The 15,254-nt window shown below is 56.9% G+C and carries 14 protein-coding genes; 5 read left to right on the forward strand and 9 right to left on the reverse strand.

What is annotated here, in order from left to right:
- Positions 1–264 precede the first annotated feature (264 nt).
- The 5 genes from GLP43_RS14400 to GLP43_RS14425 all read left to right on the forward strand — a co-directional run bounded on the left by GLP43_RS14400 (position 265) and on the right by GLP43_RS14425 (position 5,618).
- Positions 265–1,104, forward strand: a complete 840-nt coding sequence (locus GLP43_RS14400; protein ID WP_237279835.1) for an EAL domain-containing protein — start codon at positions 265–267, stop codon at positions 1,102–1,104.
- 115 nt (positions 1,105–1,219) lie between these two features.
- Entirely contained in the window at positions 1,220–3,034 is a 1,815-nt protein-coding gene (gene yidC, locus GLP43_RS14405) for a membrane protein insertase YidC (RefSeq protein WP_237279836.1), read from the forward strand.
- A gap of 448 nt (positions 3,035–3,482) precedes the next feature.
- On the forward strand, positions 3,483–4,133 hold the full coding sequence (yihA, locus tag GLP43_RS14415) for a ribosome biogenesis GTP-binding protein YihA/YsxC (RefSeq protein ID WP_237279837.1): 651 nt from the start codon (positions 3,483–3,485) through the stop codon (positions 4,131–4,133).
- Between the two features lie 29 nt (positions 4,134–4,162).
- A complete protein-coding gene (gene argB, locus GLP43_RS14420; protein ID WP_174226614.1) occupies positions 4,163–5,026 on the forward strand; it encodes an acetylglutamate kinase in 864 nt (287 codons plus the stop codon).
- Between the two features lie 94 nt (positions 5,027–5,120).
- Positions 5,121–5,618 carry a SixA phosphatase family protein gene (locus GLP43_RS14425; protein WP_237279838.1) on the forward strand — a complete coding sequence of 166 codons (498 nt, stop codon included), beginning with the start codon at positions 5,121–5,123 and terminating at the stop codon, positions 5,616–5,618.
- 31 nt (positions 5,619–5,649) lie between these two features.
- Here the strand turns inward: GLP43_RS14425 and GLP43_RS14430 are convergent, their stop codons facing one another.
- The 9 genes from GLP43_RS14430 to GLP43_RS14470 all read right to left on the reverse strand — a co-directional run bounded on the left by GLP43_RS14430 (position 5,650) and on the right by GLP43_RS14470 (position 15,124).
- Positions 5,650–6,420: an amino acid ABC transporter ATP-binding protein gene (locus tag GLP43_RS14430; protein ID WP_005849767.1), complete on the reverse strand. Its 771-nt coding sequence runs from the start codon at positions 6,418–6,420 to the stop codon at positions 5,650–5,652.
- Between the two features lie 15 nt (positions 6,421–6,435).
- Positions 6,436–7,731 carry an amino acid ABC transporter permease gene (locus GLP43_RS14435; RefSeq protein ID WP_237279839.1) on the reverse strand — a complete coding sequence of 432 codons (1,296 nt, stop codon included), beginning with the start codon at positions 7,729–7,731 and terminating at the stop codon, positions 6,436–6,438.
- Position 7,732: 1 nt separating this feature from the next.
- On the reverse strand, positions 7,733–8,947 hold the full coding sequence (locus GLP43_RS14440) for an amino acid ABC transporter permease (RefSeq protein ID WP_237279840.1): 1,215 nt from the start codon (positions 8,945–8,947) through the stop codon (positions 7,733–7,735).
- A gap of 124 nt (positions 8,948–9,071) precedes the next feature.
- On the reverse strand, positions 9,072–10,088 hold the full coding sequence (locus tag GLP43_RS14445) for an amino acid ABC transporter substrate-binding protein (protein ID WP_237279841.1): 1,017 nt from the start codon (positions 10,086–10,088) through the stop codon (positions 9,072–9,074).
- Between the two features lie 185 nt (positions 10,089–10,273).
- The gene (locus GLP43_RS14450) at positions 10,274–10,987 is read right to left on the reverse strand and encodes an ATP12 family chaperone protein (RefSeq protein ID WP_237279842.1); all 714 of its coding nucleotides are present in this window, start codon (positions 10,985–10,987) and stop codon (positions 10,274–10,276) included.
- Positions 10,984–12,033: an RluA family pseudouridine synthase gene (locus tag GLP43_RS14455; protein ID WP_237279843.1), complete on the reverse strand. Its 1,050-nt coding sequence runs from the start codon at positions 12,031–12,033 to the stop codon at positions 10,984–10,986. The genes GLP43_RS14450 and GLP43_RS14455 overlap by 4 nt, the downstream gene beginning before the upstream one ends.
- Complete coding sequence (gene crcB / locus GLP43_RS14460) at positions 12,030–12,410, reverse strand: fluoride efflux transporter CrcB (protein ID WP_237279844.1); 381 nt, start codon at positions 12,408–12,410, stop codon at positions 12,030–12,032. Before crcB ends, GLP43_RS14455 begins: the two co-directional genes overlap by 4 nt.
- 31 nt (positions 12,411–12,441) lie before the next feature.
- A complete protein-coding gene (locus GLP43_RS14465) occupies positions 12,442–13,749 on the reverse strand; it encodes a replication-associated recombination protein A (protein WP_237279845.1) in 1,308 nt (435 codons plus the stop codon).
- Between the two features lie 4 nt (positions 13,750–13,753).
- The gene (locus GLP43_RS14470) at positions 13,754–15,124 is read right to left on the reverse strand and encodes a trypsin-like peptidase domain-containing protein (RefSeq protein ID WP_237279846.1); all 1,371 of its coding nucleotides are present in this window, start codon (positions 15,122–15,124) and stop codon (positions 13,754–13,756) included.
- Between the last annotated feature and the right edge of the window lie 130 nt (positions 15,125–15,254).

Raw genomic sequence — 15,254 nt, forward strand, 5'->3', positions numbered from 1 at the left:
AACTTTTTGCTTACGGGTGGGCGGCTATCGCTATGGCGGTAACACCGACATTCGAGGCCTCTATTGCAACACGATCTAAAACGCAGTTCACATACATTGTTTCGGCGCGCCACGAGCCGCCGTTTTTCAGCTGCGAGCCTCGCATTCGCACTAGCATTCGTGCTGTCCCTTCTGTGGTTTGGATGGCGGGGGTTTGTCTTTGTTGGCGTCGTAGTGCCGCCCCTTATTTATTTATCGTTGCACAGGTGGTGCACCGCAATCCCGATGCGCCCCAAAGCGCCCGACGCGAATGCGCCAGTTACTACGCCCCCAATCACGAGTTCTGACCCCATAACGCCGCCGCCACCTCAGTATGCACGAACGCTGTTCCAACCTCAGATATCGACCCACTCCGGCGCAATCAGTGGCATTTCAGTAGTCCCTCGCTTTCATATCGACACGCAATTCAGTTCAGGCATGTCGGACTTGGAAAAAGGCAGTGCCTCTCATTGCAAAGTTGATATTCTCACCGACACGCTGCGCGCCTTAAGAATTTTTTACAAAAGCAGTCCGACTCCAGTTGTGATCAACTACAAGCTTTCTACGGCGGAACTTGAGGATCCACGATTTGCTGCCAAGCTCGAATGGGAGCTTGAACGCTTTGACCTACATCCAAGCAGCTTGCGCTTAGTCTTGCCATCACAGCACTGCAAACACCCCCCGCAGCAAACAACGGTCTCAGTCTCGAACGATCTGAAGGCTATGGGTTGTTCCCTTGCCATTAATGGGTTTGCCAGCGGACCACATTGCGTTGAGATAGTTGAAAAATGCGGTGTTGAGCTTGCGATAATCGAACCGACGCTAACAATGGGAGTGGACAGAAACACGAACCGTCGTCGTATTTTCTCAACAGTTATCGCGATGGCTCAGGATCTGGATATCGAAACCCTGGCCTGCAATGTGAGAACCGCCGGAGAACATACCTTGCTGTCTCAACTTGGGTGCGACCATGTCCAAGGCGACGGAATCGTGTCGCCTATGCCGCTCGATGAAACCGCAGCGTGGGTGCGTATACACCTTGAAAAACTGGCGCATCTTCACAGTGTCGGTAGCGGCATTTATTGACGCTACCCCTCAACGGATCATCATAGCTCAAAGGGGAAAAGGCGAATCTGCTTGACCTTTGGTGCCTTACTCTGTTGAACCCACGCTGATATTACAGGCATCAGGTGACGGTCAAATGGACGATCAAAACAAGAATCTCATTTTCGCGACGGTTCTAAGTTTCATAGTCATCCTAGGGTGGTTTGTGTTGTTTCCGCCTCCGGAAACCGAAACGGTATCAGACACGCCCCCAACAGAGCAGCTCACCGACGCTGCGCCAAGCGAAGCGGTTGTACCTTCCAGCGCAGGCGCAGGCGCGAATGTCACCGACACCCCCGTCCCAACAGATGATGCTCTTGACGATGCACCGCGCATTCCCGTTGAAACCGCGCGTCTTTCCGGATCAATTTCCCTTCTCGGTGGTCGGGTAGATGATCTTCACCTGAAAGACTACAACACGACCATAGAAGAAGACGCGCCGATCGTAAGTCTTCTGTCTCCCGCTGGCACCGCCGATGCATATTACGCCCTATACGGCTGGGCCCCCGGCGCAGGAATTTCCGCAGAGCAAGTGCCTGGTCCTAACACACTGTGGACCTTAAGCGCGGGCGAGACCCTTTCTGTTGGTGCGCCTGTAACCCTCACCTGGGACAACGGGGCGGGGCAAATTTTCTCGCGCACGATCTCGGTCGATGAAAATTATATGTTCAAGATTGACCAAGCCGTTGAAAATACGTCGGAATCCTCTGTCTCTCTTGCACCCTACGGTCTGATCGCACGCCACGGCATTCCAAGTGATGCGCAGAACTTCTTTATTCTGCACGAAGGCTTGGTCGCGATGAACAATGGCGAACTCCAAGAGACGGATTGGGATGATATTCCAGAGCTTGATGCAACCAACGGTGTGCCATCGCAGCGGATCGAAGGCGTAACAAACGGTTGGATTGGTTTCACGGGCCACTACTTCATGACAAATTTGATTCCGGATCCTAATCAGCCAACGCGACTGACCGTTAAATACCTTCCGCGGACCGAAATCTTCCAAACTGAATCGGTTATGCCGACCCAAACGGTTGCCGCCGGCCAGTCTGCATCAGTATCGACACAGCTTTTTGCTGGCGCGAAAGAATGGGAAATCCTGCGCGCATATGAGGCGCAAGGCGTGTACAAGTTTATCGACTCCATCGACTGGGGTTGGTTCTTCTTCTTGACCAAGCCGATCTTTTGGGTACTGCACCATCTAAACCTGCTGATCGGCAATATGGGCGTCGCGATCATCGGCCTGACGTTGCTGATCAAGGCTCTGCTCTTCCCACTGGCGTATAAATCCTACGTTTCGATGGCGAAGATGAAAGAGCTTCAGCCACAGATGGAGAAGCTGAAAAAGGATGCAGGCGACGACCGCCAAAAGCTTCAGCAGGGTATGATGGAGCTATATAAGCGCGAGAAAGTGAACCCCGCCGCCGGCTGTCTGCCCATTTTGATGCAGATCCCGATTTTCTTCTCGCTTTACAAGGTGATCTTCGTCACGCTTGAGCTTCGCCATGCGCCTTTCTTCGGTCCATTTCAGGATCTGAGCGCGCCAGACCCAACATCGATTTTTAACTTCTACGGACTACTTCCATGGGGTTCGCCAGAGGCAGGTTCCGTACTCGCGCTGGTATTCATCGGCATTCTGCCGCTGTTGCTCGGCATTTCTATGTTCCTACAGCAAAAGCTAAACCCGGCACCGACCGACCCGACGCAGCAGATGATCTTTGCCTGGATGCCATGGGTCTTCATGTTCATGCTCGGCGGGTTTGCTTCCGGCCTTGTTGTATACTGGATCGCAAACAACACGATCACCTTTACGCAGCAGTACCTGATCATGCGCAGCCAGGGTTATAAGCCTGATATCCTAGGGAATATTAAAGGCAGCATGACCTTCGGTAGGAAGGGTGATCCGAAATAATGTTAATGGTGACCCAGCTCTATCGCCACCCGCTTAAAAGCCATGGTCGCGAAGAGCTGGATCATACAGCGCCCTCCGCGGGGCAGTCGATGCCGTGGAACCAGACCTGGGCGGTGGCGCATGGCGCGGCGCGTCTAGATGGGACTGAATGGGCCAATTGTGCAAATTTCAGCAACCGGTCAAAAGCACCATTTGGTTTGATACCTCAACACCATGGAGCGAGCTTGATTGGGTCGGGAACGACGTGTCAGTTGGCTAAACTGTCCTACGCGTACGGGAACGCACCAAGCGGCGCCAAGCTACCACCGCGAATCCACACGATGGCAAGCGTGACATTGATATGTTGCCCGTATTGAACACTTGGGGTCACCAAGATTTCCGCGTATACGCTGAGGTCATTCAAACGGGGCCCGTCGCAGTTAGCGATAAGGTAAAGGTACTTTAACTCATGCAAGTCCAATTTAGCATCGCCGAAGAGCCTGATGCCTATGCAACTGAAAAAGGCCGCATGCTATTTGCAGGCGAAACGCTGTTTGTGAAAGGCGTTGTCGCGATGGACGGCCTGCCACCCGCCGACCGGATGGAGGTTTGTTTTGCAGGGCGATCAAATGTCGGTAAATCGACTTTGATCAATGCCTTAACAGGCACAAAAGCGCTGGCGAGAGCGTCCAACACGCCGGGGCGTACTCAAGAGATCAACTATTTTACCGCGGCCGACGATCACTACCTCGTCGATTTGCCCGGGTATGGCTATGCAAACGCCCCTCTCCCCGTCGTCGAAAAATGGCAACGGTTGCTGAAACAGTACCTTTCAGGTCGCCAAACGCTCCGCCGGGCGTTTGTGCTGATCGACGCGCGGCATGGTGTGAAGAAAGTCGACGACGAAATCATGTCCTTGCTGGATAGCTCAGCCGTGACTTTTCAATGTGTCCTCACGAAAGCCGACAAGGTTAAAGAAGTTGAGCGTCAGAAGGTTCTGGATCAGGTTCGCGGTGCGCTGGCCAAGCACCCAGCCGCCTACCCCGAAATCGTGGTTACGTCTTCTGAAAAGGGCTGGGGGATCCCTACGCTCCGTGCCATTATCGCGACGTTGGAGTGATAGCACTTCAGCGTTTACCGAGGCAGAGAATGAGAAAACAAGACATGAATCGCGACTGGATCGCCACCGCACGCACCCTGAGCCAAGCGCTCCCCTACTTGCAGCGTTACGCTGACGCGACCGTTGTTATCAAGCTGGGCGGTCACGCCATGGGCAGCGACGACGCGATGGAAGAGTTCGCGCGCGACGTAGCACTTATGCGCCAAGTCGGCGTGAACCCCGTCATCATTCACGGCGGCGGCCCGATGATCAATGACATGCTTGGCCGCCTGAACATCAAGTCCGAATTCGTAAACGGCAAACGAGTGACCGACGCTGCCACGATGGAAATCGTTGAAATGGTTCTGTCCGGTCTTGTGAACGCCCGCATCGTGCAAGCGATCACGGCACAGGGTGGGCGTTGCGTCGGTGTATCTGGCAAAGACAGCGGCCTTATCATCTGCGACCAAGAAGACCCAGAACTGGGGTTGGTTGGCGCACCGACCGAGGTAAACCCCCGTTTGCTGCGAGACCTCGCCGACAAAGGGATTATCCCCGTAATTGCGCCCCTTGGCATGGGCCGCAACGGCGAAACATTTAACATCAACGGGGATACTGCGGCGGGCGCGATTGCAGCTGCGCTGAAGGCAGACCGATTGCTGCTGCTTACTGACGTCGCAGGCGTGAAGAATGCTGAAGGCGATGTGCTGACGGAGCTAACAGCGAGCCAGATACGCGAGATGGTGGCCGACGGGACGATTGCCGGCGGTATGATACCCAAAACGCAAACTGCGCTTGATGCGATCGACGGGGGCGTGCGCGCAGCGGTGATTCTGGACGGAAGAGCCCCTAACGCCTGCTTGTTGGAGCTTTTCACCGAACATGGTGCAGGGAGCATTATCCGCGGCCAGTAACAACGACGTCTTTGATTATTGCATATTGCCCCCTCCCCTGTTTCCGGCTGTTTGAGCTTCTTGTTTATGCGGCCGATACATTAAGGAAACGTTGATGAGACGCCTTATTTTGATGCGCCATGCAAAAGCAGGTTGGCCGGCGGGGGTCGCGACGGACTTTGACCGGCCTTTGGATGACAAAGGTCGGCAAGACGCACATGCAATCGGGCGATGGCTCGACGCCGAAGACTACAGACCTGAACTTGTGCTATGCTCTGCATCTCGGCGAACCTCGGAAACGCTCGAACTTTTGGAAATTCCCTCCGCTGTTAAACGAATCTTCACAGACCGCCTTTATCTAGCAGATACAGAACGACTGATGGCGGCCATACAGGGCGCTGAAGGGTCCACAGTATTACTTCTGGCGCACAACCCCGGCGTGGCGGAGATGGCGCACCTCCTGCCCCGAGTGGGTGCCACTGCGCATCTCGCAGCGGGAAGCCCACCGGGTGCGACAATGGTGATGTCATTCGATGTGGACGACTGGCGGGATGTGCGCTGGCACAGCGGCGACGTACAGGCGTACATGACGCCACGGATGCTTGCCCCATAGAAAAGGGCGGGGAAATCCCCGCCCTTGAAACTTAGTGGCCCAGAATCTGGCTGAGGAAGAGCTTGGTCCTCGGGCTTTGGGGGTTGTTGAAGAACTCTTCAGGTTCGTTCTGTTCGACGATCTGACCTTCATCCATAAAGATGACGCGGTTGGCCACCTGACGGGCAAAGCCCATCTCGTGCGTCACGCAGAGCATCGTCATGCCCTCCTCGGCCAGTTCGACCATCGTGTCCAGAACCTCTTTGATCATCTCCGGGTCCAGGGCTGAGGTTGGTTCATCAAACAGCATGATACGCGGACGCATACACAGGCTACGCGCGATCGCCACGCGTTGTTGCTGACCACCGGAAAGTTGACCTGGGTACTTGTCCGCCTGATCCGGGATCTTAACCTTCTCAAGGAAATGCATCGCGATTTCTTCGGCTTCCTTCTTAGGTGTTTTTCGCACCCAGATCGGCGCAAGTGTGCAGTTTTCGAGGATCGTCAAATGTGGGAAAAGGTTGAAGTGTTGGAAACACATCCCGACTTCGGACCGGATCTTGTCAATGTTCTTGACGTCCGAAGACAGCACAGTACCGTCAACTTCGATCCGGCCTTTCTGATGCTCTTCCAGGGCGTTGATACAACGGATCAACGTCGACTTCCCCGAGCCCGACGGCCCAGCGATAACGATGCGTTCACCACGGTAAACGGTCAGGTCAATATCCCGCAGCACGTGAAACGTGCCATACCATTTGTTCATGTTCTCGATGCTGATCGCGACCTCGTTCGAGACTTTCAGCGCTTGTGCTTGTTCAGCCATGATTACAGCCTTTCCTTAATGGTGGTCGGTCTGGAGTTGACGTTCCAGCCATTGTGAATATTGCGAGATGCCGTAGCAGACGACGAAGAAGAGCAAGGCGGCAAAGCCCCAAAGTTCCCAGTAGACGCCGTTCCAGTCCGTCGACGCTAGGATCGGCCCGCGGATCATCCCAACCAGGTCGAACATCGAAATAATCGACACCAGCGTGGTATCCTTGAACAGCCCGACGGCCACGTTAACGATCCCTGGGATCGAGATTTTCAAGGCTTGGGGCAAAATAATCAGGCGCATGGCCTGCGCATAATCTAGGCCCAAGCTGTCTGCAGCCTCGTATTGACCACGTGGCAAGGCTGCCAACCCGCCCCGGATCACCTCGGCGATATAGGCCGAAGCGAACATCGTGATCATGATGATAACACGCAGGATCAGATCGAAGTTTGTGCCCGGTGGCAGGAAGTAAGCCAGGACCACGTTGGCAACAAAAAGCAACGTAATCAGAGGCACCCCTCGGATAAACTCAATGAAAACAACGCAGATCAGTTTGATGATCGGCAAGCTCGATTGACGACCCAGCGCAAGCAGAATGCCCATCGGCAGGGACAAAGACACGCAGATCACGCCCAAGATCATGTTGAGCATAAAGCCCCCCATGTTTCGCGAGGCGACCGGTTCCAGCGCGAGTACGCCGGATAGGCTTGGCGTAATGAAGCCGCAGATAAACCACGTCACGATGCCTGCGATGAGACCCGCAAAAAGTCCGCCTGCAAAGCTTGTCTTAACGATTCTGCTGTAGACCACATAGCCGACCACTACGGCCAGCAACGCCGACAATGGCACCAAAAGGGAACCGCCCCAGACCAACCAAAAGGCGATGAAAGGATAGATGACGGTAAAAAGGATGAGCCCACGTGGCAGATTGCTAAACAGCACCGGTGACACAGCGACGAACAGGAGCACGAATGCCAATGTCGGGCGCCAGTAGCCGTCCTGCGGATAGGCGATTCCAAACAACAGTTGGTTCCAGCGTTCTGTCAGCACCGAGAAACAGCCGGCTTGGACGCCGTCCAATACTTCGCGACACTCGCGAATGTTGGATGTCGTCCAAACCCCGCCCAGCAACCAAGGAAGGAAGCCGGAAAGGATCAGGTAGATAACGTAAAGCGCTGCGAGCGTGAGAATGGTGTAAGGGATCGACGAAAACAGGCTTTCGCGGACCCATTTTACGGGCCCCTGCGCGGTTGGCGGGGGCGCGTGCTGTGGCAACATGGTGTCCCGCACATAAGGGACGGAGGCGGCGTGTGTATCTGACATCTTACCGCTCCTTCAAGCTGACAGAGTTGTTGTAAACGTTCATGATCGCAGAGATCGACAGCGATATCGTGAGATAGAACAGCATCAGCAAAAGCACGCATTCGATCGCGCGGCCGGTCTGGTTCAGGGTGATCCCCCCCAGTGTCGCAGTGATATCGGCATACCCGACGGCAATCGCGAGAGACGAGTTCTTGGTGATGTTGAGGTACTGCGAAATCAGCGGCGGGATGATCACGCGCAACGCCTGCGGCAGAACCACAAGGTTCATAACCCGCTTCGGGCGCAAGCCAAGCGACGATGCGGCTTCGGTTTGCCCCTTTGAGATCGCCTGAATACCTGCGCGTACGTTTTCGGCGATGAAGGCACCGGTGTATACGGACAAAGCCAACCACAATGCGATCAGCGGCGCGCCAATTTGCAGACCACCACGGAAGTTAAAGCCCTTAAGCTCGGGGTAATCCAAAGCAATGGGGCTACCCATAACGAAGAACATCAAAATCGCTGGCACTAGCAGGATCGCGGCAGTGGGCCATCCCATAGGCAGCAACTTGCCCGTACGGAACAGAAGGCTAACTGCATACCGGCGATAGATAATCGCGGCGATAATCGACAGCACAAAGGTCGCGACCACGATCATTGACCCCGGGCCCCAAACCGGTGCCGGAATATAGATGCCGCGGTTGGTGAAGGCGAAGGCGTCAAACAGCATGCTCGACGTGGCGTTGTCACCGCGGAACTTGTTGGGCGCGGGTAATACGGCCGTCATCAAGGTGTAGATCATCAGGATCCAAATCAGAACTGGAATATTCCGGAAAATCTCGACGTAGACCGACATCAGTTTAGACACGAGCCAGTTTTTGGAAAGACGCGCCACACCGGCGATCACACCCAGAATTGTGGCAGTGACACAGGCCAGAAACGCAACAAGCAGTGTGTTGATGATACCGACCATTGCGGCACGCAGGTTCGATGACTGGCTGTTATAATCGATTAAGGATTGGTTGATATCATACCCGGCAGGTACGTTCAAAAATCCGTAAGAAATGTTCAACCCAGCTTCGGCCAGGTTTCGCACAAGGTTGATGCCAAGAAAGGCCATCAACGCAATCAGCAAAATCAGCGCAATAAACTGGAAAGTGTAGGATCTATAGCGGGTGTCGTTTAGCAACATCGACAGCCGGAACGAGCCCTGTTGAGGGTCGGACATTGTCGTCATTAGATTTTCCCTGTGTGCCGGACCTGTTTTTCACGCACCATTCGGTGTCGCGGGCCGGGTTTTATTTTTGCGTCGTATAGGCGCAAAGGGCGCGGAATTGCTCCGCGCCCCTCGACGGATGTGTTTAGCGGAAAGGAGGCGCGTACATCAGGCCGCCGTCTGTCCACTGAGCGTTCAGGCCACGGGCCAGACCGATTGGTGTTTCTTCGCCAATATTTTTGGCAAAGATTTCACCGTAGTTACCCTGGGATGCGATGGCTTTCTTCGCGAAGTCAGCTTCCAGACCCAGCATTTCACCCAAAGTACCTTCGGTGCCAAGCAGACGGGCAACTTCTGGGTTTGTGGTGTTTGTTGTCATCTCTTCGACGTTTGCCGATGTGACACCCAGCTCTTCAGCTGCGATCAGAGCGTAGAGAACCCAGCGGGTTACATCGCCCCAGTCGTTGTCGCCGTGGCGAACAAGCGGGCCCAGAGGCTCTTTGGAGATGATTTCGGGCAGGATGATGTGCTCACCTGGGTTTTCAAAGGTCGCACGTGTCGCGGCCAGACCAGACGCATCGGTGGTATAGGTGTCGCACGCACCGGCCAGATACTGCTGTTGGCCTTCGGCGTTTGTTTCAACAGGCACGGGCTCGTAGCTGATGTTGTTGTTGCGGAAGAAGTCCGCGAGGTTCAGCTCGGTTGTGGTGCCGGTTTGGATGCAGACAGTCGCGCCATCCAGATCCTTGGCAGAGGAAACGCCAAGCTCTTTCGGGACCATGAAGCCCTGACCGTCATAGTAGTTCACGCCGATGAAGTCGAACTTCAGGTCGACGTCACGGCTAAACGTCCATGTGGTGTTACGTGCAAGGAAATCGATCTCGCCAGATGCCAGCGCGGTAAAGCGTGTTTTACCGGTTGTGGGAACGAATTCGACGGCGTTCGGGTCGCCCAGTACGGCGGCGGCGACAGCACGGCATACCGCGACGTCAAAGCCTTCCCATTCGCCATTGGCGTTAGGGGCAGCGAAGCCGGCCAGACCGGTGGTGACGCCGCAGTTCAGCGAGCCGCGCGCTTTGACATCGTCAAGCGTGGACGCAGCAGCTGCGCCAGCCGCAAGGCCGGCTACTGTTAGCGCACCAAAAAATACGGATTTGTTCATTTTAACCTCTTCCTGATTTTCCGCCACGTTTTAGGGCGGTTCACCCGGGACCTTTTCGGACCGGAGATGTTTTGGCGGGGTTATCCCCGTCAGTGGAAGGGAGTTTGGGCGAATTTACGCCGGAACGTCAAGTCAGTGTGCTTAAAAAATGCCCTCAATCCTATGTATTGGGGTCACCGTGAAACCTATTCGGGCAAGCTCAGGTCAAACATCAACTTAGCGTGTAAGAAACTAGTCTTTTTCACTGCGGCTAAGGCGTCTGCCTCGTCATCATTGCCCCACTGTTCGGCCTGCCAAATCTCGTCCAGACGCGAGATTTCCCAAATCGATTCCGCTTCCTTGGCGTCAAGCGCAGCCGCAAAGCCCAAGACTAATGAGCCGGACAGGCTCACAAGGTCGTGAAAGGCCGCAAGTTCAAAGTTGCTTAACGCATGGGTGCGCCCCGACAGACGTGCGACATCCGCTGCCGACTGGGGCTCGTGCATGATCCCCACGCGAGTCTGCAAGCTCACGCCCAAAGCCTTGTGGGCCCACTCCAGCATGGGGTCCCATTGTTCGGCCTGCCGCGCGACCAGCTCGGCCGGGCTATCCGCGCGATAGCACAGCAGATCGCAGTCGCCGTAGGCCGCCAACATATCCGCGACCTCGGCATGTTGCAGCGCAACTTTGTCGATTGCTGCATTGGCGGTTTTGGTGGCGGGCATGGTATCAGGGTTGATCACCCCGTCTTGTGCCTGCCATTCAGCGGCGATTTTCTGCGCCATAGCGCGGGTTGGCACCACCAGCGCACGTTTGGCCGGCGTCTTGATCCCGCGCCCGTCAAGCTCGACAGTATAGCCACCCTCCGCCTCGACAACGGTCGCCTCTTTCCAGAAACGTTTCGCTTTCCAATCGCTCACCCCCAATCCTCCTCGAACGGGTCAGCGGGCACGTCAGAGGGTACCCACTGGAACGTGTCCCAGGTGCGCGCCATATGGTCCGGCAGCGGGGCTGTGAGATTCAGCCGCGCCTTGGTGACAGGATGCTCCAACGTCAGGGATCGCGCATGCAGGTGCAGCTTCTTAGAGATGTCGCCCCCCAGTTGCGCGCCCCATCCATCGCCCATGTTTTCCTGACCTGAACCGCCATATTTTCCATCGCCGACAATGGGATGTCCGATTTCAGCCATATGCGCACGCAGCTGGTGCGTCCGGCCGGTCACAGGGATCAGCGCCATCCAGCAGGTCCGTTTACCGGCTTGTGCGAGGGTCGCATAATCGGTGGTCGCGCGCTTGGCGCCGTCGGTGGTCTCCATGTCTTTCGGGTGGACGCAATACATCTTTTCGCCCTCACCACGGGCCCCGTGGCCGAAGGCTTTGACCAGCCCGAATTTGATCGTCCCGTTGCGCGGATGCGGTACACCCGCGACCGCAGCCCAGTAAATCTTGCGGGTTTCGCGATGGCGGAACGACGCGGTCAGCGCGGCGGCAATTGACCGTGTCCGCGCCATGATCAGCACGCCAGAGGTGTCTTTGTCCAGCCGGTGCACAAGGCGCGGCTTTTCATCAAGCTCAAACATCAGGGCATCGGCAAGCGCGTCGACGTGGCGGTCCGATTGACCAGACCCGCCCTGCACCGGCAGCCCCGGGGGTTTGTTCAGCGCTATAATGTGATCGTCCCGATAGATGACACAGGACCGGATAAACTTGGTATCCGCCTCTGATATCCGCGTGCGCTTGGGCGGCGGCGGTGCCTTTTCATCGGGCAGCGGCGGGATACGCACGGTCTGCCCGACCTCAAGCCGAGTAGAGGCTTTGACCCGCCCCCCATCAACACGGATGTCCCCTTTGCGGCACATCTTTTCAATCAGCCCTTGGCCAATCAGCGGAAACGTCCGTTTGAACCAACGGTCCAACCGTTGATCCCCGTCGCCTTCTTCTACGACCAGATGTTGAACCCGGCTCATGCAAATACCCCTCTGGCCACCAAAAGGCCCAGCATTAATCCTAGCACCGATAGCCCGACGGACAGTGCCACATATATCCCTGCCGTCCCGATCTGGCCGCGCTCCATCAACGTGACGGTCTCGAGCGAAAAGGACGAGAACGTTGTAAAGCCGCCAAGCACGCCGGTCATCACAAACGGGCTGATCTGCGTCAGCCCTTTTTGTGCGGCACACACCACAAAGAGGCCCATCAAGAACGACCCGATGATGTTGACCGTCAGCACCGCGACTGGAAAATCCGACAGCCCGACCAGCCGCGTCACGGCGACACCAAACAGATACCGCAAGGAGGCACCGATCGCGCCGCCCATAGCGACAAGGGACAGGGTTGAAATCATCTGCGGTCTCTCACGGTTCACGCCCCGAATGTCAAGTTTTCCGCGTTGCCCGCAGCTTTTCGAAATAATCGACGCGTTTTCTCAGGTCACGTTCAAAACCTCGTTCGACAGGTTGATAGAATTGCGGCCGCTCCATCCCGTCGGGAAAGTAGTTCTGGCCGGAAAACCCGTCTTCGGCATCATGGTCATAGGCATAGCCCGCGCCGTAGCCCTGCTCTTTCATCATCTTGGTGGGCGCGTTCATGATGTGCTTGGGTGGCGGAGAGGACCCGGTCTGCTTAGCCGCACGCCGCGCTGCCTTATAGGCCACGTAAGCAGCGTTCGATTTCGGGGCCAACGCGAGATAGGTCAACGCCTGCGCAATCGCCAGCTCTCCTTCTGGCGAGCCGAGCCGCTCGTATGTCTCCCACGATTGCAGGCAAACCGACTGCGCCTGCGGATCGGCAAGCCCGATATCCTCGACCGCCATGCGCGTGATCCGGCGCATCAAATACCGCGGGTCTTCGCCCCCTTCCAGCATCCGCGCCAACCAGTACAGCGCCGCATCAGGGTCAGAGCCGCGCACGGATTTATGCAGCGCCGAGATGAGGTTATAATGCGCGTCCCCCCCTTTGTCGTATTGCGCCGCGCGCCGCATCAACCGCGCCGACAGGGCTTTGCCGTCCAGCTTGCCCTCGACCTTCCAGGCGGCGACCTGCTCTATTAGGTTAAGCAACGCACGCCCGTCGCCATCAGCCATCTCAAGCAGGTTTTCGCGCGCAGGCCCGTCCAATGGCAAGCCACGACCCAGTTCCTTTTCGGCCCTTTGGGCCAGCCGTTCCAGATCAGCCAGCGGCAAGCGTTCCAATACCAGAACCTGCGATCGGCTCAGCACAGCGGCGTTCAGCTCGAACGATGGATTCTCGGTCGTCGCCCCGACCAGCAGGATCGTTCCATCCTCCATATGAGGCAGGAAGCCGTCCTGCTGCGCCTTGTTAAAGCGGTGGATCTCGTCGACGAACAGCAGTGTGCCCTGCCCGTTCTGTCGCCGGATTTTCGCCGCATCAAAGACCTTGCGCAGCTCAGGCACACCGCTGAAAATCGCGCTGATCTGCACGAAATGCAGGTCCGTCTCATCTGCCAGCAGTCGCGCGATGGTCGTTTTGCCAACGCCAGGCGGCCCCCAGAAAATCAGCGACCCGAGCGACCCCGACTGCAGCATAACCGTCAGCGGCGCGTCCGGCCCCAGCACCTGTGACTGGCCGATGACCTCGCCCAAACTCCGCGGGCGCAGCCGGTCCGCCAAAGGGCGATGCCCGCTTTCCACAGCCGGTGCGTCCGATCCAAATAGGTCCGCCATCGCGCTAGACCCGGAATTGCAGCGACAGACGCTGCACGCCACGCTGCACCATCATCGACACCTGACGGCTGCCCGCCATCTGGTCGCTGACATCCGACGGTGTTTGCACCTCGGCCCCATTCACGGCCAGGATCACATCCCCCTGCCGCAACCCCACACGCGCACCATATGGCCCGGTATCCATCACCGCCACACCCGCTACCTCAAGCGGGAGGTTCAATTCAGCCATCACAGCAGGATTGATCCGCGCCAACGCCAACCCCGGTAGCAAGCTGCTGTCATCCAGCGTCAGAGCGGCACGCGATGGCTCCTCCGGCGCGGCGATCAAGGCGACCTCAACCTCTGCCACCTTGCCATCGCGCAGCCGCGTGATCCGTGCCTGCACTCCCATCCCGACCACGCTCATGCGGTAGATAATCTCGGCGGGTGTATGTACCTCTTGCCCATCGACCGCCGTGATCACATCGCCGACAGCCACACCCGCCTTCAGAAACGGGCTGGCAGGGTGCATCCCAGACACGATGATCCCACCAGGCCGGTCCAACCCCAGCGGGCCCGCCATATCCGCGTCCACCGGCTGCCCGCTCATCCCCGCCCAAGGTCGGGTAAATTCAACGGCCCCGTCGCGCGCCTGCGCCATGAACGCCGCGATCAAATTGGCAGGTATCGCAAAGCCGATCCCGTTTGACCCGCCCGAGCGTGTCAAGATCGAGGTGTTGATCCCGATCAACCGCCCCTCTACATCGATCAACGCACCACCAGAGTTGCCCGGGTTGATCGGTGCATCCGTCTGGATGAAGTATCCCTGCCCGCCACCGTTCATCCCGCCAGACCGCGCAAGCCCTGACACGATCCCGCTGCTCACCGTTTGACCGACCCCAAAGGGGTTGCCGATGGCTAGCGTCAACTCGCCGACTTCGACGGTATCGCTATCGCGCAACGACAAAGGGGTAAGCCCGTCCACGTCATCAATTTTCAGGATAGCCAGATCGCTCTCTACATCGCTCAGCAGCACACGGGCGGAAAACTCACGACGGTCCGACAGAACGATCCGAATGTCCGTCGACATCCCGACCACATGATAATTCGACACGACAATCCCGTCCTCCGACAGGATCACGCCGGACCCAAGCGAGTTCCGAACCCGCGGGCGGCCGGCATCTGGCCGTCGGAAGAAACGTTCAAAGAAGGGATCAGCCTGCAGCGGCGTGCGGCTTTGCTCGACGATGGTGCGGGCGTAGATGTTCACCACGGCGGGCGCGGCCTCGCGGACCAGCGGCGCAAAGCTCAACTGGATCTGCGCGGCAGAGCTTGGCACAGTTTGCGCAGCGACGGGGAAAGACAGAACGGTCAGCAGGATCAGAAGTATTCTCATGCCCCCAGATATGCGCAGCCATAGGCCCTTGCGCAACACCCGAGTTCCAAATGGATTTAAATCCTCGCCGAAGGCATAAAAGCAAAAAGCCCCTGCGTTGGCAGGGGCTTTCAGAATTCTTAACAAAAGC

The sequence above is a fragment of the Sulfitobacter sp. M39 genome (assembly GCF_021735935.1).
In the GTDB taxonomy this organism is placed as follows: domain Bacteria; phylum Pseudomonadota; class Alphaproteobacteria; order Rhodobacterales; family Rhodobacteraceae; genus Sulfitobacter.

Coding starts and splice junctions, on each gene's coding strand:
- yihA (WP_237279837.1), top strand. CDS start 3,483: ATGCAAGTCCAATTTAGCATCGCCGAAGAGCCTGATGCCTATGCAACT.
- argB (WP_174226614.1), top strand. CDS start 4,163: ATGAGAAAACAAGACATGAATCGCGACTGGATCGCCACCGCACGCACC.
- yidC (WP_237279836.1), top strand. CDS start 1,220: ATGGACGATCAAAACAAGAATCTCATTTTCGCGACGGTTCTAAGTTTC.
- GLP43_RS14465 (WP_237279845.1), bottom strand. CDS start 13,749: ATGGCGGACCTATTTGGATCGGACGCACCGGCTGTGGAAAGCGGGCAT.
- GLP43_RS14435 (WP_237279839.1), bottom strand. CDS start 7,731: ATGTCAGATACACACGCCGCCTCCGTCCCTTATGTGCGGGACACCATG.
- GLP43_RS14455 (WP_237279843.1), bottom strand. CDS start 12,033: ATGAGCCGGGTTCAACATCTGGTCGTAGAAGAAGGCGACGGGGATCAA.
- GLP43_RS14445 (WP_237279841.1), bottom strand. CDS start 10,088: ATGAACAAATCCGTATTTTTTGGTGCGCTAACAGTAGCCGGCCTTGCG.
- GLP43_RS14430 (WP_005849767.1), bottom strand. CDS start 6,420: ATGGCTGAACAAGCACAAGCGCTGAAAGTCTCGAACGAGGTCGCGATC.
- GLP43_RS14425 (WP_237279838.1), top strand. CDS start 5,121: ATGAGACGCCTTATTTTGATGCGCCATGCAAAAGCAGGTTGGCCGGCG.
- GLP43_RS14470 (WP_237279846.1), bottom strand. CDS start 15,124: ATGAGAATACTTCTGATCCTGCTGACCGTTCTGTCTTTCCCCGTCGCT.
- GLP43_RS14440 (WP_237279840.1), bottom strand. CDS start 8,947: ATGACGACAATGTCCGACCCTCAACAGGGCTCGTTCCGGCTGTCGATG.
- GLP43_RS14400 (WP_237279835.1), top strand. CDS start 265: ATGCGCCCCAAAGCGCCCGACGCGAATGCGCCAGTTACTACGCCCCCA.
- crcB (WP_237279844.1), bottom strand. CDS start 12,410: ATGATTTCAACCCTGTCCCTTGTCGCTATGGGCGGCGCGATCGGTGCC.